Raw genomic sequence first — 20,753 nt, 5'->3', positions numbered from 1 at the left:
TTTGCTCTTCTGTGTGGTTAAATATTAACGGACTATACCGTAGCACACTGAGAATCTGAGACAACCCTAAATGGGCTGTTCATAAATGTTGATTGAGATGCCAGTCCCGGCGAATGCCAGAGCAGGTAAGGGATGAGAGCGAATTGAGTTGGTCTGAAAAAAATGAATATTTCGCTAAGAAACATCTCAGTGACTGCTGAATTAGCTCGCTATCTGACGTTATGACAACGGAAATAATTGTAAGAAAACTGCCATATTGATGACGCTGAAAGAGGAGGGAAGGTTTGAAAATTAATAACTAATTAAAACGGGAAGAGGAGAAAGATGGCTGTCAGTTACAGCCATCTCTGAAAGGGTTAAAAGTTCCAGTCGGCATCTTCGGTATCGACGGCTTTCCCCATCACATAAGAGGAGCCGGAACCAGAGAAGAAATCGTGATTTTCATCGGCATTCGGTGACAACGCAGAGAGGATCGCCGGGTTCACGTCGGTCATCTCTGACGGGAACAGTGCCTCATAGCCGAGGTTCATCAGGGCTTTGTTGGCATTGTAATGCAGGAACTTCTTCACATCTTCCTGCCAGCCTACGCCTTCGTACAGGGCATCGGTGTACTCCAGCTCGTTCTCGTACAGTGCCAGCAGGAGGTCAACGGCGAACTGTTGCAGCTCCTCTTTACGCTGCGTACTCTGCGTCTCCAGCGCCTTCTGATACTTGTAGCCAATATAGTAGCCGTGAACCGCTTCATCTTTAATAATCAGGCGGATAAGGTCAGCGGTGTTCGTCAGCTTGCCGCGACTTGACCAGTACATCGGCAGATAGAAACCGGAATAAAACAGGAAGGATTCAAGGAACACGCTGGCGATTTTTTTCTTCAGCGGATCGTTCTCATAATAGTGCTGAAGAATGATCTCGGCTTTGCGCTGCAACGGACCGTTCTCTTCGCTCCAGGCGTAAGCAGCATCGACATCGCTGGTGTGGCACAGCGTGGAGAAGATCGAGCTGTAGGAACGCGCATGGACCGCTTCCATAAAGCTGATATTCGACATCACCGCTTCTTCATGCGGCGTCAGTGCGTCAGCCATCAGCGCGGGTGCGCCCAGGGTGTTCTGAATGGTATCCAGCAGCGTCAGGCCGGTGAACACGCGGATCGTCAGCTGTTGTTCATCGTGATTCAGGGAGTTCCACGCGGGGATATCGTTAGAAAGTGGCACTTTCTCGGGCAGCCAGAAATTGCTGGTGAGGCGATTCCACACTTCCAGATCTTTGTCGTCTTCGATTTTGTTCCAGTTAATGGCGTGAATTTTCTTTAATTTCATGTTGTTGTTCCTGGAGCGGATCTTAACGGGTCAGGCATGCCTGACCCCTACGCGATACGGTACTGTACATATGGTGCACTATTTGTCGGGTCAGGCATGCCTGACCCCTACGCAATACGGTGCTGTACATGTGGTGCACGATTTGTCGGGTCGGCATGCCTGACCCCTACGCAATACGGTGCTGTACATATGGTGCACGATTTGTCGGGTCGGCATGCCTGACCCCTACGCAATACGGTTCGGGGCATGCTGTGCATGATGTGTAGGGGCGAGGCATGCCTCGCCCTCCCACAGCGATGTTTTACAGCGAGCAGGACACGCAGCCTTCAACTTCGGTGCCTTGCAGTGCCATCTGGCGCAGACGGATGTAATACAGCGTCTTGATGCCTTTTTTCCAGGCGTAAATCTGAGCTTTGTTGATATCGCGCGTGGTGGCGGTATCACGGAAGAACAGCGTCAGTGACAGTCCCTGATCCACGTGGCGCGTGGCTTCCGCGTAAGTATCAATAATCGCTTCCGGGCCAATGTCATAGGCATCACGATAGAACGCCTGGTTATCGTTGTTCATAAACGGCGCAGGGTAATAGACACGGCCCGTTTTTCCTTCCTTGCGGATTTCAATGCGCGACACAATCGGATGGATGCTCGATGTGGCGTGGTTGATATAAGAAATCGAACCGGTCGGTGGGATCGCCTGTAAATTCTGGTTATACAGCCCGTACTGCATCACCGATTCTTTCAGTGCCTGCCATTGTGCCTGCGTAGGGATGGCGATCCCCGCTTTGGCAAACAGCGCAGCGACCTGAGCCGTGCGCGGCTGCCAGCTCTGTTCTACATATTGATTGAAGTATTCACCGCTGGCATAACGTGAGTCGGCAAAGCCACTAAAGCTGGCACCACGTTCGCGCGCCAGCAGGTTTGAGGTGCGCAGCGCGTGATAGGTGACGGTATAGAAGTAGATATTGGTGAAATCCAGCCCTTCGTCGGAACCGTACTGAATGCTTTCACGCGCCAGATAGCCATGCAGGTTCATCTGTCCCAGGCCGATAGCGTGCGACTGCGCATTGCCCTGTTCAATGGAGGGCACGGAATGGATATGGCTTTGATCTGACACCGCTGTCAGGCCACGTACAGCAATCTCCACCGTGCGTGCGAAATCGACAGAATCCATGGCATGGGCGATATTCAGCGAGCCGAGGTTACAGGAAATATCCTTACCGATGCGCTTGTAGCTGAGGTCATCGTTATATTCCGTTGGGGTATTGACCTGCAAGATCTCCGAACACAGGTTGCTCATATTGATGCGGCCATGAATCGGATTGGCGCGGTTAACCGTATCTTCAAACATGATGTACGGGTAACCGGACTCAAACTGGATTTCGGCCAGCGTCTGGAAGAACTCGCGCGGATTAATAAAGGTGCGACGGATGCGCTCATCGGCCAGCATTTCGTCATACTTCTCGCTGATGCTGATATCGGCAAAGGGCAGGCCGTAAATGCGTTCGACATCGTACGGCGAGAACAGCGCCATCGGCTGGTTGTCTTTCGCCAGCTGGAAGGTGACATCCGGGATCACCACGCCAAGCGACAGCGTTTTGATACGAATTTTTTCATCAGCGTTTTCACGCTTGGTATCAAGGAAACGCAGGATGTCGGGGTGGTGCGCATTGAGATAGACAGCCCCTGCGCCCTGGCGCGCACCCAGCTGATTGGCGTAGGAAAAGGCATCTTCCAGCATCTTCATCACCGGGATCACCCCGGAAGACTGATTTTCGATGCGCTTGATTGGCGCACCGGACTCACGCAGGTTTGACAGCAGGAAGGCAACACCACCGCCGCGTTTGGAGAGTTGCAGCGCGGAGTTCACCGCACGGCCAATCGACTCCATATTGTCTTCGATGCGCAGCAGGAAGCAGGAAACCAGCTCACCGCGTTGCTGCTTACCGCAGTTCAGGAAGGTTGGCGTGGCAGGCTGGAAGCGGCCAGCGAGAATTTCATCGGTCAGTGACAGGGCGAGCGCCTGATCGCCTTTTGCCAGCGTCAGGGCCACCATGCAGACGCGTTCAGTGAAGCCTTCCAGATAGCGTTTTCCGTCGAAGGTTTTCAGCGTATAGCTGGTGTAAAACTTCCATGCACCGAGAAACGTCTGGAAGCGGAAACGACGGTCGTAAGCCTGCTGAAACAGCGAACAGACGAACTCAAACGGATAGGCATTCAGAACGTCAGCTTCGTAATAGCCTTCGGAAACCAGATACTGTAAACGGTCAGCAATAGAGTCGAACTGAACGCTATTAGGGATCACGTGCTGGATAAAATACTGACGCGTGGCCTCACGATCTTTCTCGAACTGAATATGACCTTCAGCATCGTACAGATTAAGCATGGCATTAAGCGCATGGTAATCCGGCGTTGCTGCGGTGGGCTCTATGAGTGTGCTGTCTGTCGCTGCCAAAATTGGGTTACTCCCTTGTGTACGTTAGCGATATCGTCAGAGGTGCCCATTAGCTCAAAGCGATAGAGATAAGGCACCTGACATTTTCGCGCAATAATGTCGCCAGCCAGGCAGTAAGCCTCGCCAAAATTGCGGTTGCCAGCAGCGATAACGCCGCGGATCAGCTGACGATTATTGGTGTCATTCAAAAACTGAATCACCTGTTTAGGGACCGCACCCTGAGCCGTGCCGCCGCCGTAGCTGGGCACCACCAGAATGTAGGGCTGATCAACCTGCAAGCACTGCGCGTAGTCCAGTGGAATACGCACAGCAGGCAGATTTAAACGGGTGATAAATCGATGGGTATTTTCAGACAGGCTGGAAAAGTAAACCAGCGTGGTCATGATCTCATCCCCGCGCCGCAGCCAGGTGGCTCAGCGCATGGATTTTGTCCGGACGAAAACCGCTCCAGTGATCCTGTTCAGCCATCACCACCGGCACCTGGCGGTAACCGAGAGACTTCAGTGTCTCCACATGTGCAGGTTCGCTGTCCAGATTGATCAACTGATAATCGATGCCTTTCTTGTCCATGGCATTTTTTGTGGCATTGCACTGGACACAGTTATCTTTAGTGTAAATAATAATGCGCATGATTCGTATTTACCTTGTGGGCTGGTTATCTTGAGTATCTGGCGCCAGTTTACTGCCCAGGAAGCGCCACCACTGCCACACCATGTTGTGTGGTCTTGATGGGGTAAATACTAGATATAGTGCCGCCGAAATGCAACCACACAACATATAGGATTTTAGTATTTGTTAAGTCAGCTCACACTGAAGCCTTGTGCCACAAGGATTGCGCCCGATTAAAAAGTTTTGCTGACAAAAAAAGCCCGCAGCTTTCGCCACGGGCCTCTTTTTCTAACGCAAATTTTTCGACTATCTGCTGGATGTGGTGGTGGCAATAAGCGCCCCAACGAGGATACCCAGTGCGGTACCGATACCTACACCATGCCAGGGCTTATCGTGGATGTAGTTGTCGACATGATTTCCGGCGTCTTTCGCGGCCTGGGTTACGCGGTTGCGGCCATGGAGTTTGGCCCGCGTCTCTTTCAACAGGGATTCGGCCCGAGAGCGTGCCTCATCCGCTTCTTCCTTTGATTTGCTTCCCCAGGATTTCAATAAATCATCCAGGCTATCAGCCAGCAGAGAAACATCCTGATTCAAGTCTATATCGTTATTTTTTGTGGTCCGGTTGAACATTTTTTGCTCCCTTACTCTGAAAACGTACTATTAAGTATAGAACACACGCAGAGAACGCCATGCACGACAGGGCGTTTATGGACTATTCCGAAAGCGCTGACTGTGCAGCCTGTTGTAAGGTTGCCGGGTTAGCAGACTTAGAGGAGCAAGTATGTATTTACGACCTGATGAGGTAGCTCGCGTACTGGAAAAAGCGGGATTTGAGATGGATGCGGTCACCGCAAAAACTTACGGTTACTGTCGCGGTGAAGACTATGTGTATGTTAACCGTGAGGCACGTCTGGGTCGAACCGCTCTGGTCATTCACCCAACGCTCAAGGAGCGAAGCCAGGCGATCGCCACGGCATCATCGGATGTTAAAACCTGCGACCATTACGTCCGTTTCCCGATGTATCTGGTCGGGGAATCAAACGATCACTACGGCATCCCTCATGGTTTCAGCTCACGCGTTGCGCTGGAACGCTATCTGGAAAGAATGTTTGGTTAACCCCAGCGTGCCAATGGCTGAATAAACCACCAATTCGTCGCGCTATTAACGCGCTAGCTTGCCTTATCTGACGCGTAGACTGTTAGCATGATGGATTCAGGCAGGATGAATGATGAAACGGCTGATAGCAGCGCTGGCAGCAGCGTGGATGTTAAGTGGTTGCGCCACGATTGTCGGTAGTGAAACCCAGGATGTGACGCTTCAGACTCAGCCCCCAGGGGTGAAGTTTGTGGTACAGGATGAAACGGGTAAAGCGGTGGCCGAAGGTTACACGCCAAAAACCGTTACGCTGCAGAAGTCTAACGGCAACTACTTCGGTAAGAAAAAGTATCTGGTGATGCTGGAGCGCGCAGGCTATGTTCCGCAAACGCTCCCACTGAAAGAGAGCCCGAACCTGTGGTATCTGCTGGGCAACATTCCGCTGCTTGGCATCCCTGGCTGGCTGGTGGTCGACCCGTTCTACGGGGGCATGTACAAGATTGAACCGGAACGCTTGCAGACCATCATGAATCCGGTTGGCGCGCGAGGCGGCTAAACGAACAACGGCAGGTCGGGCTATCCCACCTGCCGTTGTTGTTTACTGCGCCGTGGTTTTGACCATACCCTGCGCGGGTTTAAATTTTTCCAGATACTGATGCTGGAAAATGCACATGCGGATGGTATTGCGATATTCACCGTTGATAAAGAACTCGTGGATCAGCTCGCCTTCAATTTCAAAGCCCAGCTTACGGTAAATATGGATGGCCTTTTCGTTCTCTTTATCGACGATCAGGTAAAGTTTGTAGAGATTAAGGACCGAAAATCCGTAATCCATCGCCAGTTTCGCGGCTTTACTGGCCAGCCCTTTTCCCTGATGGCTGGGGGCAATAATTATCTGAAACTCTGCACGACGGTGGATATGATTAATCTCCACCAGTTCAACCAGCCCGGCATTACTTCCATCGTGTTCAACCACAAACCGACGTTCGCTCTGATCGTGGATATGCTTGTCGTAGAGATCGGACAGCTCAACAAACGCCTCGTACGGCTCTTCAAACCAGTAGCGCATCACGCTGGCGTTGTTATCCAGCTGATGAACAAAACGCAGATCCTCGCGTTCGAGCGGGCGCAGTTTCACACTGTGATCAACAGACTTGGCAGACATAAAAATTCCTTTTAGCGGACGCAATATTGCCGGAGGAGTATAGCGGTTTATTGCAGGCAAAAAAAACGCGCCCTCAGGCGCGTTATGTCAGCATTGGGGATATCCCCGGGTTATCAGAAGTTGTAACCGACAACCAGGTAGTAACCGAAACCGTTTGATTTCACGTTAAAATCACCTTTACCGAAGTTCAACTCGGTGCCGTCATTCCACTGGCCGCCGTTGTGGAAGTAACGCGCCACAACAGAGTAGTGCCAGTGATCATAGCCCAGCGAGAGAATATGGCTGGACGCGATAGAGTTGCTGGTGCGTGACGGGCCGGCTTTATCGGCGAGGTCAGAACCCCAGTCAAAGTTGGTAAAGCCGATATAGGTCAGGTTGCCGCCCCACAGCTGAGTCAGTGGAACGAAGTATTTCACCTTGAAGCGGTAGCCGTCCCAGCTGTCTTCATTGGCTGCACCGTAGTTTTCCCACTGGTATTTGGCATACACGTTCAGTGACAGGCCCACATCAGAATGGGTGTCGATGTCGGTACCCAGACCCATATACCAGGTATTCTGGCGGCTCGCCTTGTTGTCGCCCATATCGTAGATATAGTTGTTGGCGAAATACCACTCTTTGAACGGACCAAAACCAAGGTTGGTGCCGGTCAGTTTATCAATAGAGAAGCGCGGTTCGATCTCCATGAAGAACGGAGAACCATCATCCCACGCGCCGACATCGTTACCGTTACCCACGCCGAAGAATTTAGGAACGTCGATGTAGCCGTAGAAATCGAACCAGTCCTTTTTCGCAAACGCTTCATATTCCAGATAGACGTCGTTGTTCAGCTGCGGCCCGAAGCGGGTGTGATAGCTTCCTACGACGTTCACGCTCTGATGCCACCAGTCAGAAACATATTCCGGACTGTTGGTTTCGGCGAGAGAAACATTGGTATAGGAAAGTGCTGCCAGTGCGCCAGCCATCATAATTTTATATTTCATTATTATTACCACATGCTCTGAGACCCTGCTCGGCAGCCAGCGCGCTGGTCGGGTCATGTTATCTACGGGCGACAAATGGGTGCTTGTGACTGTAACAAAAACACCCGCCATGAATACTGCGGCAGTGTGCCGCTATCAGGGCATTAGGAAATAGAGATTGCTCACACTTGTCAAATTCAGTTTCATTTTAATTCAGTTAAAGTGTGATGAATGTCACATTAAAGTGCCGTGTGAGGGGAACTTTTCCCGTAATGGGGTTTAGGGCCGTTTGTGGCAAGGCGAAAACGGTTGCCTGCCGGAAATGGCAGAAATACGGGGAGAGTGGACATACTGAAACACCAGGAGTGTGCTTCACGCTCTCTGGTTATTAATAATATTTTCTTATATTACGGAAGGTTGGCAGGGGGGCGTTAATCACACTGGTTACCGATTTTTGCCAGGGCGTGGCGGTCATTTTTTGCTGCCTGTTGCGCCAGAGTGACAAAATCATTATCGCTATACATCAATGACGGCGAAGGCAGGTTAGCCATATGATCACCGCGCCAGATTTCAAGTCGTGCAAATTGTGACAACGGACGATGGTCAAAATGATCGGGTAACGTCAGCCACAGTTCCGGCACAGTATCCGCAGGACGCGACGGCAGCCGCTGGTGACTGACGCTGTAGTTGCGCAGACGCACCAGAAATTTGTCGGGCAGGCGACAATGGTTGTTCCACCATATGCCATCCAGCATATCAAAGTGAAAGCGGGTGGCTTGCGGGCTGACGGCTTGTAGCTGTGCGAGCGCCAGCGGAAGCATCTGTGCCATCGAATATTGATACTGCGGCAGTGATGATGCTCCGCCCGAATTAAGTATATCTGTAGCCATGCGCGCCCCGAGCAGATTGGAATAGAGATCTTCTGGTGAAAATGCGGAAACGGTTTCAGGATAGCCGGGTACGGACTCGAAGCCATACCACTGAGCGACCTCATGCCAGGCGGCGAGCTGAAAGGCGAGGTAAGCCGCCAGACTGACACTCAGATTGTAACGCGCCAGCGTGTCTTCAGGGGGCGAGAACTGCCGTAGTCGGATAATGCGTTGCCCGAGTTCATCGCTCATCTTTATCGTGGTAGCACGCCCCAGCGCTGGCCAAATTTTGCTGAACAGCCATAGCGTGTTATCCGCGGTATCACGCACATGAGCAAGGTCAATAAATCCGCCCCGTCGGGTATAGATAATACCGTTGAGCTCACTGCTTATTCCCGTCAGTGTCGTAAAGATGCTTTTCCAGCTGTCGTTATAGTGATGCTTTCCCGTGTTATCAGGATCGACGACATTACGTAATTGAAAAAAGGGGACAGGAACCCCTAAAAGCTTAGCCCGAATGTTATAGCCAAAAGCACAACAAGGGCGCAGACCATCAGGAGGAGGGAGTGGCAGGATCGCTGGCCAGACGTGTTGCGCGGGTGGGGGCGGAAGCTGAAAATCACCCGGCGTTATCGGCTTATCAGTCAGGGGAATACTGGCATGGCAGGCGTTAAGGAACAGGCATAACAGGAGCAGTACTTTTTTCATCAGAAGGCTTCTCCAACCTGAAAATAGAAGCCTGAGCTTTTCTGTCCTACACCGTAATCCAGACGCAAATTCATTCTTTTCTTAATTTCAAAACGATAGCCGATACCGACAGAAGGGAGCCAATGCCCGTCCAGAACCTCACTGGGATGGGGAGACATACTGCCTGCGCCAGCCCAGGCAACCATTCCATGTCGCCAGCTGAGTTTTTTACGCAGTTCAATCTGCGTAGTGACCACATTGCGGTCGCGATATCGTCCCTGGTAGTAACCGCGCAGGTGATGGCTGTCGCCGAGTGTGCCGTCCATCGTCCAGGGCACATTGCCGCCGGCAAAACGGCCGTACAGATCCCATGCCAGCAGCGTGGTTGGGTTGACGGCGTGGTAAAGGTTGTATTGCATATCCCAGATGGAGAGTCGGTTGTCTCCGCCTAATTCCGGGAGGTAATCGGTGTAGCGGAGATTCAACAACTGTCCCTTAGAGGGGTTAATGGTGACATCTCGTGTGTCGTAGCTGAATAGCAAGCTGAAACCGGTGTTAAGCTCGTTTAGCGGTACCGGATGCTGGAAGAAACTGCCTGCCGCCTTATTCTGTAGTCCGGTTGCCTTCTCATAGGCGAGGGCCCCCCCCATACCGACATAGGTATGCGCCTGTAATCGATACAGGATCTCTGGATTGAACGACAGGGTGCGCGAGTTATAGGACTGTTTCCCTCGCTGGTGATGGCCCTCCGCATATCCCTGGCCCCAATAATCCAGTGGGCGATAGCTGACATCGCCGCTCAGAATAAAACGCCATTGGTCATTACGCAGAAATGTGTTGTTTTCGTAACCAACGCCAAAGGCGCCTGTGGAGCTGACAAATCCGGTCAGTGAGAGCGACGAAATCGGGGCCCGCTGTTGTTCTTCATCGGGACGATAAAAGCCTACAGCCGCCACCCCGATGCCAATGCCCAGCTCGGGAGTATAAAAGGGGCCTGGCACAACGCCCCAGTCGATCCTTTTGTGCATATCAACAGGGTCTGAGCTGAATCTGGCAAGATAGCCGTCGACTGTCGCCCTGCTGGGTAATAATGTTGCCTCAGACAAAGTTGGAATTAACAATAACCCCACTAACAGGGCGCGGAAATAGCGCATATTTAGAAACGGAACTCGCCGCCAACCATAATACTATTACGTTTCTCAAAGCCCACTTCAGTCATGACATTAAAGTTACGTGTCAATTCGTACTGACCACCCACCAGTATATTCCAGGGTGACTGGAGGTGCTGTTTGACACGAAAGCGTCCTTCTTTGTCTTTATTAACGAAGTTAACCAGGTTAATCAAATTAGCCGGCATATGTAGATTACTCAGATTGCCACCAAAATTCTGGGAAACATCCTGGTACATGCTGCCAACCCATAAACTGGCGTGAGAAACGGGAATAGAATATTTCGTTGATCCAGGAACGGTAAAACGATACCCAATGCGCGGCGTAAACGTATAGGCGGTAGTACTACCGTCAAGGATATCAAAGTTCGTACGGGTATAATTGAAATCCATAGTGCCAAACCAGTTATGGTAGCCATAGGCCAGGGTTGTGCCCGCACCATAGGTGGTCCCTTTGAATTTCAGGATAAAATCGATATCTGACATTTTTCCGATGATGGGGGCATTAACGGAAACAGTAGAGTTTGAACTTCCTTTGGTATGCCCGACAACTGCGTAAACATTTAAGAAAGGGAATAACCAGGTGTCCAGTTTCGCGGTATCAGTCAGAGACCTTTCCCGCGTGTGGCCGACATCGATTTTAAAAATGCTCTGAGGGATAGGAAAGCCGAAAAGTTTAAGTCCGGAAAAACCGATGCTATTAACTTTGATGTTCTGGCGCATATTCATATGGTTATAGCCAATCCCATAAGGATCGGGCAAGTCATAACCCCGCTTGCGTATTTCCTCACCAAAGAAAGGCAGCGGTCCTGTCGTTGGGCCAAATAAGTCTGGTGACTTTGTTGCTTCTGCTTCTTTTGCTTCTTTTTCTTTCTTCAAATCGACATTATCACCGTTATAGTCGAGTGAAAGCGGCGTACGTATTGCATTTGGGACACCGGCAAGGGCGACTGTGACCGGGGCTGTACAAAAAAAAATGCCGAAAAGCAGTCTCGCTGTCGCGTGAGGATAATTCTTCATCATAACAATCCATGTATTTTAAGAAGTGAGGGACTGCAGCATAACGACAGCGAGAGGGGGTTTCATTTCAGAAAATGCGATGTCTTAAAGAGGAGCACTTTGTAGCGGCTGTTAGGGAAGGGAGGTATTAGATTTTATAACATGGCAAGGTATCACATTTTTCTACGCTATCGGTTCAGTGTTAAATAAGCCCACCAGTATTAACCTTGTGGGCTGTCATCATCCTGCTGCTGTAACCTGGCGCACTCTCTTATTAATCTTCGCGTTCCTGGGCTGCTCGCTGACGGTCGTAAAACTCATCTTCTGCTGAGATGATTTCATCCATCAGGGAATCCATATCCACATCATGGACCTCTTCAACGAACAGACCGGTGAGCGGGGCTTCTGGTGTTAATTTGCCGTCTTCATACAGCAACCAGATTTCTTTCGCATAACGTGTTTGCAGAAGCTGTGGTGCGAACTGGCCGTAGTAAGTAGTGATGTTATTCACATCACGCTCAAACATGGATTCAGCATGATTATTAGCGGCGGCATCAACGGCCTGGGGTAAGTCGATAATGACCGGCCCTTGTGCATCCAGCAGCACGTTAAACTCCGATAAATCACCATGCACAATCCCTGCACACAACATGCGCACGATATTGCGGATCATCTCGTGGAAATCAGTAACGGCCATTTCTTCCGTTAAGGTCACATCACTGAGACGTGGGGCAACTCCACCGTTTGCATCAGTGACCAGTTCCATCAACAACACCCCGTCCATACAAAGATAGGGCTGTGGCACGCGAACTCCGGCATTCGCCAGGCGGAACAAGGCATCAACCTCTGCCGTTTGCCAGGTCTCTTCCTGTTGCTTACGGCCGAACTTTGAGCCTTTTTGCATGGCACGGGCATTACGGGTATTACGGACTTTACGCCCTTCCTGGTACTGCACGGCTTGCTTGAAGCTACGCTGGGTTGCTTCTTTATAAACTTTGGCGCAGCGGATATTGTCACCGCATAAAACGGTGTAAACGTCTGCTTCTTTACCGCTTTTTAGTCGCTGAAGCACATCGTCTATCAGGCCATCATCAACCAGAGGCTGGAGTCTGTTGGGAATTTTCATGCGGCTTTATACCTTATTTCAGCCGATTTTCGTATCAATAACAAAGACGGCGGTACTGGAAAAAATGGCAAATTTTGAATCTATATTATACCAGGCCGAACCGGTGCCAGGAGCGTAGCGATGATACCCGTAGACAGGCCCGGCAGAAAGCGAAACTGTGACGCCATAAGATGCCCGGAATGCGCCACGGCTGCCCCTGTGCGTAGCAGTGCAAATCAACGTGGGGGATGCTAAAAAACCGGGGGATGGTGCCATCCTGCTAACGGATTGTACATGATGACGTTACAGCCCGGCACCATACCATGAAACCGTAGAGGATGTCAGATGAACCCGGGTAAGAAAGGCCTCTGCGGCTTCGGGGGGATATGGGATGAAGACTGGGCGAGAATTGCCACAAGCAACAGCAGTCAAAGACGGCGCTGATTGCCATCGACTATCTGCGCCTGATTCAGCTGAAGGAAACAGCCGTCACGATCTGGCCGTTGGTGAGGTGCCCAAAGGACTTAAATCACTGGCTATAACCATCCGTACACCTGTGGTCGCACTCAGCCTGCTGTCCCGCAGCGTTGAGTAGCGGGCTTCCTATTTATTCGTCACGCTTTTGTTTCAGATAAGCTGAGAGCCAGGTCAGGAAGTCGATTAACGTTGGGGGAAATGATGCAGTATCTCCAACGGAACCCATTGTAATTTCGTTCAACACCTGTGACGCTTTCTCGTTGGTTGGGTGCTCACTAATAAATCTGTCAATGTCGGAAATTAGTACATCGTCTACTCCATCCTGAAACTCAATAGCACTATCGACAATCTCAGGGTAAGAATTCCCCCAATGATCAGCATCCTGCCCAAAAAAAATCAGAAAAAACATTTTAATAGAACGGTAATTTTCCATTTTTCACTCAGATAGGGTAAGCAGTAAGAAGGTAATAGGGTTTACCATTATAACTTTTCTTATATAAAACGAATTCAAATTTATTTGTTTCAGAAACCGTTTCCGACCCATTTTTGAGCACTATTCCCACAGGTTTGCTAAATGTATGCCTGAGCTGCAAAGAGTAATCCGACCGAACTACAGAGGTGCTTCTGGCCCATTGTCTTATTACAGCCCTGTTCGCTCTGACGGCCTGGCTTAATGCCTTTTCTGCAATTGCCTGTGATATGAATGAACTGGATGCGCTATTTGCTCTATATGTACCTGATTGAATGCCTCTGGCGCGTTTATCCAGTAAATCCTGCTGAGTTTTACCAACATGCTTTTTCAAAGTATGCCCACCGCCCGAAAAACCTTTCACGGCCTCATGTTTCATCAGGTTAACCTGACCCATTCTGACCGACGCCACACGAGCTGCACCAGCAACAGAGAACGGGAGGATCACATCCACGGCGATACCAATCTGGTCAGCAGTGGACTTATCTGATCCCAGCTCTCTTGCGATACCCGCCGTAGCGCGAGCGGTCACTGAGGCTGTTGGTCTGCCGGAATACACCTGATAGGCCGAAGCACTCATCCCATCCAGACTGTGCGCCCCCACAATAATGCATCCCGCTTTCGTCACTCCGGTAGGTTCAGGGACCAGGCAAAGGGCGGTGGCACCGGCCAGCTCCAGTACACTCCCGAGAAACCCGATGCTACCCCAGATACGTTCAGTGAGCACAGATTCATCAGCCATGACGGCTGCCAGCTGGACCGGGGTCATTGCAATACTAAAACCGTTTTCCATAACCTTTCCTTGTTATCAAGCTATCCAGAATGGATAGTAATGGCGCGGAGTGAACGGGTAAACGTTATCCTGTACACCATCGTCTTTTTCGTAAAAACACTTATTTGCATAAATCTGGCATATTCTTCTTTTGAGTTTTCTCAAAGGCCTTGCCGATATTAACGCTAGAAACAGCGTCAATAAGCCCGGTATTTTTGGCGTATACCATCACCTCATTAATGCGCTGGCTTGAACCTGCTGTATGGCTTTGAGTAGAGTATAGTTTTCGATGTCGGTAATGCAGATTTCACCAATAACAGGAAAAACATCTCTCTCCAAAGACCGCCAGATACCTTCAGCATAATTTTCAGTTACGCTTGTTTTCTTCACATTCCCCAACGTTCGGCAATCAATTTGAAAGTATTGGTTTTGGCTTCTTGTGAAGATCGAAGCTGCTCTTTCTGATGTTCAAGAGGATCGATCTGCTTTGCAAGTAATGCACGCGATTCTGCTCTCCGCTTCCATGCGTCGGAAAGTGTGATCGAGGGGTAGGCTTCAAAACTCTGCCTGGTGAAGGGGCGATAGTAGCGAAATTGCCAGAGTTTGCTTCCACTGGATTTCATTAGGAGCGTCAGCCCATCATTATTTAAAGTTGGTAATCGACGTCTTTAGGTTTGGCGGCTTTGATTTCCGTATCGGTCAATGGCTATGGTTTGACTTGCCATGCTCAGTCTCTGCTCCTGGAGGCCCATCGAAAAACATAATTGTTTTCATTGGGCCTATCAACCAGCCTAAAATGTTCGGATTTAATGAGTTGAGTTCGGACTTCGCGGGGCAAATCGAGGGCACAAAAAAGCCCACTCGGCGTTAACCTTGTGGGCTTTCAGGACTTCTACGCGGTCGGCTCTGGAACCGCCGCGAAAAGATTTGGTGGAGCTGGCGGGAGTTGAACCCGCGTCCAGAATTACTACACCGTCGGCACTACATGCTTAGTCCATCTTTACATTCGCCGGTCAGCTGCGAACGGACACGCCACTGACAAACTAGCCTGATTAGATTTTAGCGCTTCAACCCCAGGCAAGGTATTCACGCGAGTTCTTTTAGGTTTGACCTCTCTTGATCCCCGTCTTAAGAACGGAAGCTAGGGAGAGAGGGCTCTAAGCAGGTTATTAAGCTGCTAGTGCGTAGTTTTCGTCGTTTGCAACTATTTTTTTGCGGCTTTTTACGAGGCAAACCGCCCCTCGGCATGCTCCTAGGGCTTTGCAAATCCTGTCGAATCCAGAATCAGCCCCAAGTACTGTTTAGCAGTATATCAGAAAAACCTGTCGTTGTACCAGTAGGTTAGCGATTAGCGTGCTTCATGATACGTGCTTTGTCTTGTTTCCACTCACGATCTTTAATGTCATCGCGCTTGTCGTGCTCTTTCTTACCTTTCGCCACGCCGATCTTCAGTTTGGCCCAGGCATTCTTCCAGTACATCGACAGTGCAACGATAGTAAAACCATCACGATTGGCTTTACCAATCAGGCTATCCAGTTCGCGCTTTTTCAGCAGCAGCTTACGGCTGCGCGTGGGATCGCAAACATAATGCGATGAGGCGACGCTCAGAGGCTGGAAAGTTGACCCGAACAGGTAGGCTTCGCCATCGCGTAGCATGATGTAGCTATCACTGATGTTGGCCTTACCGGCGCGGAGAGATTTGACTTCCCATCCCTGGAGCGAAAGCCCGGCTTCGAACTCTTCTTCGATGAAGTATTCGTGGCGGGCGCGCTTGTTCATGGCAATGGTCGCGGAACCGGGTTTATGTGCTTTTTTCTTTGTCATAGTGCCACTTAGTGTACATGAAGCAGTGATTAATGGCATCCCCTGTAGCGCCAGGCATGGGGGAAAAGCCTATTCTAGCAGATGGTTAGCAGGAGAGAATTTTTGTTTGATTGCCGGCGATGGTATTATTGGTATGTTTAGAAAATGACAGGAATCGATATGTCCCAGATTAGTCGTTCGGCGCTGGTGCCGTACAGTGCGGAACAAATGTACCGCTTAGTGAATGATGTTGACAGTTATCCGCAGTTTTTACCGGGTTGCACCGGTAGCCGGGTGCTGGATGCCAGTTCCGATCAAATGACGGCCTCGGTGGATGTCTCTAAAGCTGGAATCAGTAAGACATTTGTCACGCGTAACACGCTGACGGATAACCAAAGCATCCATATGCAACTTGTTGACGGCCCGTTCCGCAAACTGAGCGGCGGCTGGCGCTTTACGGCGTTGAGCGATGAAGCCTGCAAAGTGGAGTTAAATCTGGATTTCGAGTTCACCAATATGCTGGTCGAACTGGCTTTTGGCCGAATCTTTAAAGAGCTGGCCAGCAGCATGGTACAGGCTTTCACCCAGCGCGCGAAAGAGGTGTACAGTGCCTGATATCGCTGTTGAAGTGGTGTATGCATTGCCAGATAAACAGTACCTTTACAGCGTAAAGGTCGAAGAGGGCAGCACCGTTGAGCAGGCCATTGTCGCTTCTGGTCTGCTGGCTCTGCGCAGCGATATTGATTTGCAGGAAAACAAAGTAGGCATCTTCAGTCGCGCGGTGAAACTGCATGATGTGGTACAGAGCGGCGATCGTATTGAAATCTATCGTCCGCTGATCGCCGACCCTAAAGATCTTCGTCGTCAGCGTGCTGAACGCGCGGCAAAAAAATAAGGCGCAATCTGCGCCTTATCTTGTTGAGCTCACAACCTGCTTTTAGCCTGCGTTAGCAGACAGAGCAGCTTTGTTATCAATGTTAGTCAGTGTGCCGCTCTGATCGAAAGTCAGGGTCAGTGTCTGCTGCTTCACCACCTCGTGGCCTGGCTGCTGGCGGAACACGTAATACCAGACGTTGCTGCCAAACGGATCATGCATCATCGGCGTACCCAGGGTATAGGCAACCTGCTGCTGGGTCATCCCCGTGTGAATTTTAGCAACATCGTTCGCAACCAGGTAGTTGCCCTGGTTGATATCCGGGCGGTAAACCACGCGCTCCAGAGTGGAACAACCCGCGGTCATCATCAGAAGAACCACCGCAGCAGCAGTCAGCGTTTTACAGCGCATAATCAATGTTTATTCCTTTGTGGCTATATTCGTTTCCCCTGAAACCGCAGCTCCGGGTCTTTCGGGTTTATCAGTGTGCAATGATGATACCAGCGTAACTTGCCGATGATAATAAACCTTTCCGCAGTTTAAAACCTCTGCGAAGCAACGATATGACCACAAACCGGTAAAAAAGTGCAATCTTCACGCGGCTAAAAGTTCTTTTGCGTTCGCCAGCGTGTTGCGTGTAACTTCGCTACCACCCAGCAGGCGCGCCAGTTCTTGCAGGCGTGCACGCTTGTCCAGGGGCTTCATATGCGTCTCTGTCATCGCGCCATCGGTCTCTTTGCTGACATAGAAATGCTGATGACCACAGCCAGCGACCTGCGGCAGATGCGTCACGCACATAACCTGCGTGGACTCACCCAACTGACGCAGCATTTTACCGACTACCGCGGCGGTGGGTCCGCTGATACCGACATCCACTTCATCGAAAATCAACGCCGGTGTGTCCATCTTACGTGCAGTAATGACCTGAATCGCTAACGCAATACGTGACAGTTCCCCGCCGGAAGCGACCTTCGCTAACGGTTGAACCGGCTGGCCAGGGTTGGTGCTGACGCGGAAATCAATGCGGTCAGCGCCTTCCGCAGTCAAATGCTCGGGGTTGAACTGGATATCAATTGTAAAGCGCCCGTGGGGCATCGACAGCATATGCATGCTTTCGGTAATTAACCCGGTAAGCTCATCAGCAAAGTGAACCCGGCGCTCATGCAACTGCCGTGCGCAGTTGAGGGCAGCATCGTAATGAAGGCTGACGGCCTGGCTCAATTCATCCTGGTCGCTTTCCTGCTGATCTAACAACAACTGTTCAGCGAGTAGCTGCTGGTAGAAAGTCGGCAGTTCTTCAGGAGCGATGTGGTGCTTACGTCCGAGGCCGATCTGGCGTGACAGCCGTTGTTCCAGTTCATGCAGACGGTTGGGATCGAGATCCAGCCGATCGCAATAATGGCGCAGTTCATCACTGGCCTCGCTGATCTGGATTGCGGCTTCTTCCAGCATGGCAAAGACGCCGCTGAGCTTATCATCCATCTCAATCAGTTCTGCCATCAGCTGGCGTGCGTTATACAGCTGGCTTTGCAGATTGTTATCGTCGCCATCAGCCAGCATCAGCAGAGTCTGCTGGCTGGTGGAGAGGAGCTGACCGCTGTTCGCGAGACGTTTGTACTCTTCATCAATCTGCTCATATTCACCGCTGACCGGGGCGAATTCATTCAGCTCTTTGAGCTGATACTGCAACAGTTCACGACGGGCTTCACGCTCCTGTGACTGTTGCTGATGCTGGGCAAGGGTGCGACAGCTCTGATGCCACTGGCGATAGTGTTGCGCCATGTTTTGCATCAGCAACGGTTCGCCCGCATAGGCATCCAGCAGATTTTTTTGATGTTCAGGTTTGAGCAGGAGCTGGTGAGCATGTTGGCCGTGGATCTGAATCAGCGCCTGGCCGAGATCGCGCAGCTGTGAAAGAGGCACGGCGGTGCCGTTGATAAAGCCACGCGAACGCCCATCGCTGCTGATCACCCGGCGCAGCAGACATTCATTGCCGTCGTCGAGTTGATTGTCGGTTAACCAGCGCTGGGCTGAGGGGGTATCTTTCAGCGAGAATCGCGCACAGATGTCGGCGCGTGCCGCACCCTGGCGCACCATATCTGCATCGGCCCGGCCCCCCAGGCATAAACCCAGCGCATCGATAGCGATGGATTTACCTGCGCCGGTCTCACCGGTAATGGCCGTCATTCCGCGCTGAAAGTCGATCTCCAGCTCACGTACAATCGCGAAGTTACTGATGGTCAGTTGTGCCAGCATGATGGTATTCCTGTATGAAAACACAGATATGGTTTTTCATACAGTATATACTGGTTTTATAAACAGTAAACCCGCTGGCAGCAGTTTTAGAATAATTTTTTTGACCAACCCAGCTTTGAGCTTAGCGTGTTGAAATAATTGTAATTTTTAGGATGTATCAGGTTGAGGTGGTAATCACTTCGCCGGATTAATACATCTTCACCCTGTTGAATGGGGAGTGCTATCTGGCTGTCACAACTGATCTCCAGATCGCTGCGCATATGAGAAAAACGCAGACGAATCGTACTGCTGCTGTTGATCACCAGCGGGCGAGCCGAGAGGGTATGGGGGAACATCGGTACCACGGCGATAGCATCCAGCGATGGCGTCAGAATAGGGCCACCTGCTGACAATGAATAAGCCGTCGACCCGGTCGGCGTCGATATGATCAAGCCATCCGAACGCTGTGAAAACGCGAAATTTTCATCAATGTACACTTCGAATTCGATCATATGTGCCACTTTACCCGGGTGCAGCACCACTTCATTGATAGCCGTACCAATACGCGGGCTGCCGGACTGGCGGCAGACCTGAGCTTCCAGCAGGAAGCGGCTCTCGATGAAGTATTCTCCTTCCAGCACGTCAGCGAGTTGCTGCTGAGCGTTATCAGGATCGAGATCGGTGAGAAACCCGAGATTGCCGCGATTAATCCCGATGACCTTAATATCGTAACGTGCCAGCACCCTTGCTGCGCCCAGCATATTCCCGTCACCGCCTACCACCACCGCCAGGTCGGCCTTGCGGCCAATCTCTGCCAGCGTTCCGGTCTGCACGCCTTCCAGTTTTAACTCACGCGCAATCTGCTGCTCAATAATCACCTGATAGCCTCTCGCTGTCAGCCAGCGATAGAGCATCTCGTGGGTGGTTAGTGCAGTGGGATGGCGTGGATGGCCGACGATCCCGATGCAGTTGAAGTGGTTATTCATGTTCCTGGCATTCCTCACGAGGTAAACTCCCCCGACAATGTGACTGGTTCCCTTGAAACCGCGATTCTGATCCCCATAATAAGCGAACCAGCGAGATGAATATGCACAAACGCGGAGAAATTCATGAGTAGTAAAGAACAGAACACACCTAACGAGCAAGTCTCAGACGAAATTGAGATGGAGCAGGCGCAAACCCAGGACGCGGAGACAGCAGAAGTGGTGGACCCGCGGGATGAGCGTATTGCACAACTGGAAGCCCAACTGGCGGAGTCGCTGGGCGGTGTGCGTGACGCACAGCTTCGTGCTCAGGCTGAGATCGAAAACATCCGTCGCCGTAGTGAACTGGATGTGGAAAAAGCGCACAAATTTGCGCTGGAAAAATTTGCCAACGAGCTGTTGCCAGTGATTGATAGCCTGGAACGCGCGCTGGAAGTGGCGGATAAATCCAATCCTGAGTTGGCCGCTATGATTGAAGGCATCGAACTGACCATGAAATCCCTGCTGGGCGCTGTGCGCAAGTTTGGCGTGGAAGTGGTGGGGGATATCAACGTGCCGTTCAACCCGGAAGTCCATCAGGCAATGTCTATGATGGAATCTGAAGACGTTGCGCCAAATCATGTGCTGATGGTGATGCAGCGTGGCTATACCCTGAACGGTCGCCTGCTGCGCCCGGCGATGGTTGCAGTATCGAAAGCTAAAAATTAATTGCTGT

Annotated in this window: 22 protein-coding genes, 1 other RNA gene and 1 pseudogene; 5 read left to right on the top strand and 19 right to left on the bottom strand. The window is 51.0% G+C overall.

Annotated elements, in window-relative coordinates:
- Positions 1-356: 356 nt before the first annotated feature.
- The 5 genes from nrdF to LJN55_RS17640 form a co-directional block, all read right to left on the bottom strand.
- Positions 357-1,316, bottom strand: coding sequence for a class 1b ribonucleoside-diphosphate reductase subunit beta (gene nrdF, locus LJN55_RS17660; protein WP_227534957.1), 960 nt, complete (start codon positions 1,314-1,316; stop codon positions 357-359).
- A gap of 301 nt (positions 1,317-1,617) precedes the next feature.
- Complete coding sequence (gene nrdE / locus LJN55_RS17655; protein ID WP_227534956.1) at positions 1,618-3,768, bottom strand: class 1b ribonucleoside-diphosphate reductase subunit alpha; 2,151 nt, start codon at positions 3,766-3,768, stop codon at positions 1,618-1,620.
- Positions 3,741-4,151: a class Ib ribonucleoside-diphosphate reductase assembly flavoprotein NrdI gene (nrdI, locus tag LJN55_RS17650; protein ID WP_133845801.1), complete on the bottom strand. Its 411-nt coding sequence runs from the start codon at positions 4,149-4,151 to the stop codon at positions 3,741-3,743. Before nrdI ends, nrdE begins: the two co-directional genes overlap by 28 nt.
- A gap of 4 nt (positions 4,152-4,155) precedes the next feature.
- Positions 4,156-4,398, bottom strand: a complete 243-nt coding sequence (nrdH, locus tag LJN55_RS17645) for a glutaredoxin-like protein NrdH (RefSeq protein ID WP_133845802.1) — start codon at positions 4,396-4,398, stop codon at positions 4,156-4,158.
- 285 nt (positions 4,399-4,683) lie between these two features.
- On the bottom strand, positions 4,684-5,007 hold the full coding sequence (locus tag LJN55_RS17640) for a DUF883 family protein (RefSeq protein WP_133845803.1): 324 nt from the start codon (positions 5,005-5,007) through the stop codon (positions 4,684-4,686).
- Between the two features lie 151 nt (positions 5,008-5,158).
- Here LJN55_RS17640 and LJN55_RS17635 point away from each other — a divergent pair, with 151 nt between their 5' ends.
- The gene (locus tag LJN55_RS17635; RefSeq protein WP_133845804.1) at positions 5,159-5,494 is read left to right on the top strand and encodes a DUF2002 family protein; all 336 of its coding nucleotides are present in this window, start codon (positions 5,159-5,161) and stop codon (positions 5,492-5,494) included.
- 112 nt (positions 5,495-5,606) lie between these two features.
- On the top strand, positions 5,607-6,029 hold the full coding sequence (locus LJN55_RS17630; RefSeq protein WP_166653754.1) for a hypothetical protein: 423 nt from the start codon (positions 5,607-5,609) through the stop codon (positions 6,027-6,029).
- Between the two features lie 42 nt (positions 6,030-6,071).
- On the opposite strand, the gene speG is transcribed toward LJN55_RS17630, so the two are convergent.
- From speG to smpB, 11 genes and pseudogenes are all read right to left on the bottom strand, one after another.
- The gene (gene speG, locus LJN55_RS17625) at positions 6,072-6,638 is read right to left on the bottom strand and encodes a spermidine N1-acetyltransferase (protein ID WP_133845806.1); all 567 of its coding nucleotides are present in this window, start codon (positions 6,636-6,638) and stop codon (positions 6,072-6,074) included.
- A 113-nt stretch (positions 6,639-6,751) separates the two neighbouring features.
- On the bottom strand, positions 6,752-7,618 hold the full coding sequence (locus LJN55_RS17620; RefSeq protein ID WP_133845807.1) for a nucleoside-specific channel-forming protein Tsx: 867 nt from the start codon (positions 7,616-7,618) through the stop codon (positions 6,752-6,754).
- Positions 7,619-8,028: 410 nt separating this feature from the next.
- A complete protein-coding gene (locus LJN55_RS17615; protein ID WP_227534955.1) occupies positions 8,029-9,174 on the bottom strand; it encodes a DUF4056 domain-containing protein in 1,146 nt (381 codons plus the stop codon).
- A complete protein-coding gene (locus LJN55_RS17610; protein ID WP_227534954.1) occupies positions 9,174-10,181 on the bottom strand; it encodes a BamA/TamA family outer membrane protein in 1,008 nt (335 codons plus the stop codon). Before LJN55_RS17610 ends, LJN55_RS17615 begins: the two co-directional genes overlap by 1 nt.
- A gap of 128 nt (positions 10,182-10,309) precedes the next feature.
- A complete protein-coding gene (locus tag LJN55_RS17605) occupies positions 10,310-11,344 on the bottom strand; it encodes a hypothetical protein (protein ID WP_227534953.1) in 1,035 nt (344 codons plus the stop codon).
- A gap of 250 nt (positions 11,345-11,594) precedes the next feature.
- Positions 11,595-12,446 carry a PA4780 family RIO1-like protein kinase gene (locus LJN55_RS17600; RefSeq protein WP_167863440.1) on the bottom strand — a complete coding sequence of 284 codons (852 nt, stop codon included), beginning with the start codon at positions 12,444-12,446 and terminating at the stop codon, positions 11,595-11,597.
- A gap of 586 nt (positions 12,447-13,032) precedes the next feature.
- A complete protein-coding gene (locus LJN55_RS17595; protein ID WP_133845814.1) occupies positions 13,033-13,335 on the bottom strand; it encodes a hypothetical protein in 303 nt (100 codons plus the stop codon).
- 7 nt (positions 13,336-13,342) lie between these two features.
- Entirely contained in the window at positions 13,343-14,164 is an 822-nt protein-coding gene (locus LJN55_RS17590; RefSeq protein ID WP_227534952.1) for an RNase A-like domain-containing protein, read from the bottom strand.
- Positions 14,165-14,273: 109 nt separating this feature from the next.
- Positions 14,274-14,846, bottom strand: a pseudogene (locus LJN55_RS17585) (integrase arm-type DNA-binding domain-containing protein); the annotation flags it as partial.
- A 225-nt stretch (positions 14,847-15,071) separates the two neighbouring features.
- Positions 15,072-15,435, bottom strand: a transfer-messenger RNA (tmRNA) gene (gene ssrA / locus LJN55_RS17580).
- 49 nt (positions 15,436-15,484) lie between these two features.
- A complete protein-coding gene (gene smpB, locus LJN55_RS17575) occupies positions 15,485-15,967 on the bottom strand; it encodes an SsrA-binding protein SmpB (protein WP_133845816.1) in 483 nt (160 codons plus the stop codon).
- Between the two features lie 159 nt (positions 15,968-16,126).
- Between smpB and LJN55_RS17570 the strand changes: the two genes are divergently transcribed.
- Positions 16,127-16,561 (top strand): type II toxin-antitoxin system RatA family toxin, encoded by a 435-nt coding sequence (locus LJN55_RS17570; RefSeq protein WP_133845817.1) that lies wholly within the window; start codon positions 16,127-16,129, stop codon positions 16,559-16,561.
- Entirely contained in the window at positions 16,554-16,841 is a 288-nt protein-coding gene (locus tag LJN55_RS17565; protein ID WP_159338559.1) for an RnfH family protein, read from the top strand. The genes LJN55_RS17570 and LJN55_RS17565 overlap by 8 nt, the downstream gene beginning before the upstream one ends.
- Positions 16,842-16,883: 42 nt before the next feature.
- On the opposite strand, the gene bamE is transcribed toward LJN55_RS17565, so the two are convergent.
- The 3 genes from bamE to nadK form a co-directional block, all read right to left on the bottom strand.
- Positions 16,884-17,231, bottom strand: a complete 348-nt coding sequence (bamE, locus tag LJN55_RS17560; protein ID WP_227534951.1) for an outer membrane protein assembly factor BamE — start codon at positions 17,229-17,231, stop codon at positions 16,884-16,886.
- A 183-nt stretch (positions 17,232-17,414) separates the two neighbouring features.
- Entirely contained in the window at positions 17,415-19,076 is a 1,662-nt protein-coding gene (recN, locus tag LJN55_RS17555; RefSeq protein ID WP_133845820.1) for a DNA repair protein RecN, read from the bottom strand.
- Between the two features lie 86 nt (positions 19,077-19,162).
- Positions 19,163-20,041 carry an NAD(+) kinase gene (gene nadK / locus LJN55_RS17550; protein WP_133845821.1) on the bottom strand — a complete coding sequence of 293 codons (879 nt, stop codon included), beginning with the start codon at positions 20,039-20,041 and terminating at the stop codon, positions 19,163-19,165.
- Between the two features lie 123 nt (positions 20,042-20,164).
- On the opposite strand from nadK, the gene grpE reads away from it, so the two are divergent.
- Positions 20,165-20,746: a nucleotide exchange factor GrpE gene (gene grpE, locus LJN55_RS17545; RefSeq protein WP_159338557.1), complete on the top strand. Its 582-nt coding sequence runs from the start codon at positions 20,165-20,167 to the stop codon at positions 20,744-20,746.
- The last annotated feature ends 7 nt before the right edge of the window (positions 20,747-20,753 follow it).

Origin of the sequence: Erwinia rhapontici, from assembly GCF_020683125.1 — a bacterium.
GTDB classification, from domain to species: Bacteria; Pseudomonadota; Gammaproteobacteria; order Enterobacterales; family Enterobacteriaceae; genus Erwinia; species Erwinia rhapontici.
Note: the sequence above shows the minus strand (reverse complement) of the source record. Positions and strands in the feature narration are given on the sequence as shown.

Bases quoted from the DNA above. Each gene is read 5' to 3' on its own strand.
- nrdF (WP_227534957.1), bottom strand. From the start codon at position 1,316: ATGAAATTAAAGAAAATTCACGCCATTAACTGGAACAAAATCGAAGAC.
- nrdI (WP_133845801.1), bottom strand. From the start codon at position 4,151: ATGACCACGCTGGTTTACTTTTCCAGCCTGTCTGAAAATACCCATCGA.
- nrdH (WP_133845802.1), bottom strand. From the start codon at position 4,398: ATGCGCATTATTATTTACACTAAAGATAACTGTGTCCAGTGCAATGCC.
- LJN55_RS17640 (WP_133845803.1), bottom strand. From the start codon at position 5,007: ATGTTCAACCGGACCACAAAAAATAACGATATAGACTTGAATCAGGAT.
- LJN55_RS17635 (WP_133845804.1), top strand. From the start codon at position 5,159: ATGTATTTACGACCTGATGAGGTAGCTCGCGTACTGGAAAAAGCGGGA.
- LJN55_RS17630 (WP_166653754.1), top strand. From the start codon at position 5,607: ATGAAACGGCTGATAGCAGCGCTGGCAGCAGCGTGGATGTTAAGTGGT.
- speG (WP_133845806.1), bottom strand. From the start codon at position 6,638: ATGTCTGCCAAGTCTGTTGATCACAGTGTGAAACTGCGCCCGCTCGAA.
- LJN55_RS17620 (WP_133845807.1), bottom strand. From the start codon at position 7,618: ATGAAATATAAAATTATGATGGCTGGCGCACTGGCAGCACTTTCCTAT.
- LJN55_RS17615 (WP_227534955.1), bottom strand. From the start codon at position 9,174: ATGAAAAAAGTACTGCTCCTGTTATGCCTGTTCCTTAACGCCTGCCAT.
- LJN55_RS17610 (WP_227534954.1), bottom strand. From the start codon at position 10,181: ATGCACAAAAGGATCGACTGGGGCGTTGTGCCAGGCCCCTTTTATACT.
- LJN55_RS17605 (WP_227534953.1), bottom strand. From the start codon at position 11,344: ATGATGAAGAATTATCCTCACGCGACAGCGAGACTGCTTTTCGGCATT.
- LJN55_RS17600 (WP_167863440.1), bottom strand. From the start codon at position 12,446: ATGAAAATTCCCAACAGACTCCAGCCTCTGGTTGATGATGGCCTGATA.
- LJN55_RS17595 (WP_133845814.1), bottom strand. From the start codon at position 13,335: ATGGAAAATTACCGTTCTATTAAAATGTTTTTTCTGATTTTTTTTGGG.
- LJN55_RS17590 (WP_227534952.1), bottom strand. From the start codon at position 14,164: ATGGAAAACGGTTTTAGTATTGCAATGACCCCGGTCCAGCTGGCAGCC.
- smpB (WP_133845816.1), bottom strand. From the start codon at position 15,967: ATGACAAAGAAAAAAGCACATAAACCCGGTTCCGCGACCATTGCCATG.
- LJN55_RS17570 (WP_133845817.1), top strand. From the start codon at position 16,127: ATGTCCCAGATTAGTCGTTCGGCGCTGGTGCCGTACAGTGCGGAACAA.
- bamE (WP_227534951.1), bottom strand. From the start codon at position 17,231: ATGCGCTGTAAAACGCTGACTGCTGCTGCGGTGGTTCTTCTGATGATG.
- recN (WP_133845820.1), bottom strand. From the start codon at position 19,076: ATGCTGGCACAACTGACCATCAGTAACTTCGCGATTGTACGTGAGCTG.
- nadK (WP_133845821.1), bottom strand. From the start codon at position 20,041: ATGAATAACCACTTCAACTGCATCGGGATCGTCGGCCATCCACGCCAT.
- grpE (WP_159338557.1), top strand. From the start codon at position 20,165: ATGAGTAGTAAAGAACAGAACACACCTAACGAGCAAGTCTCAGACGAA.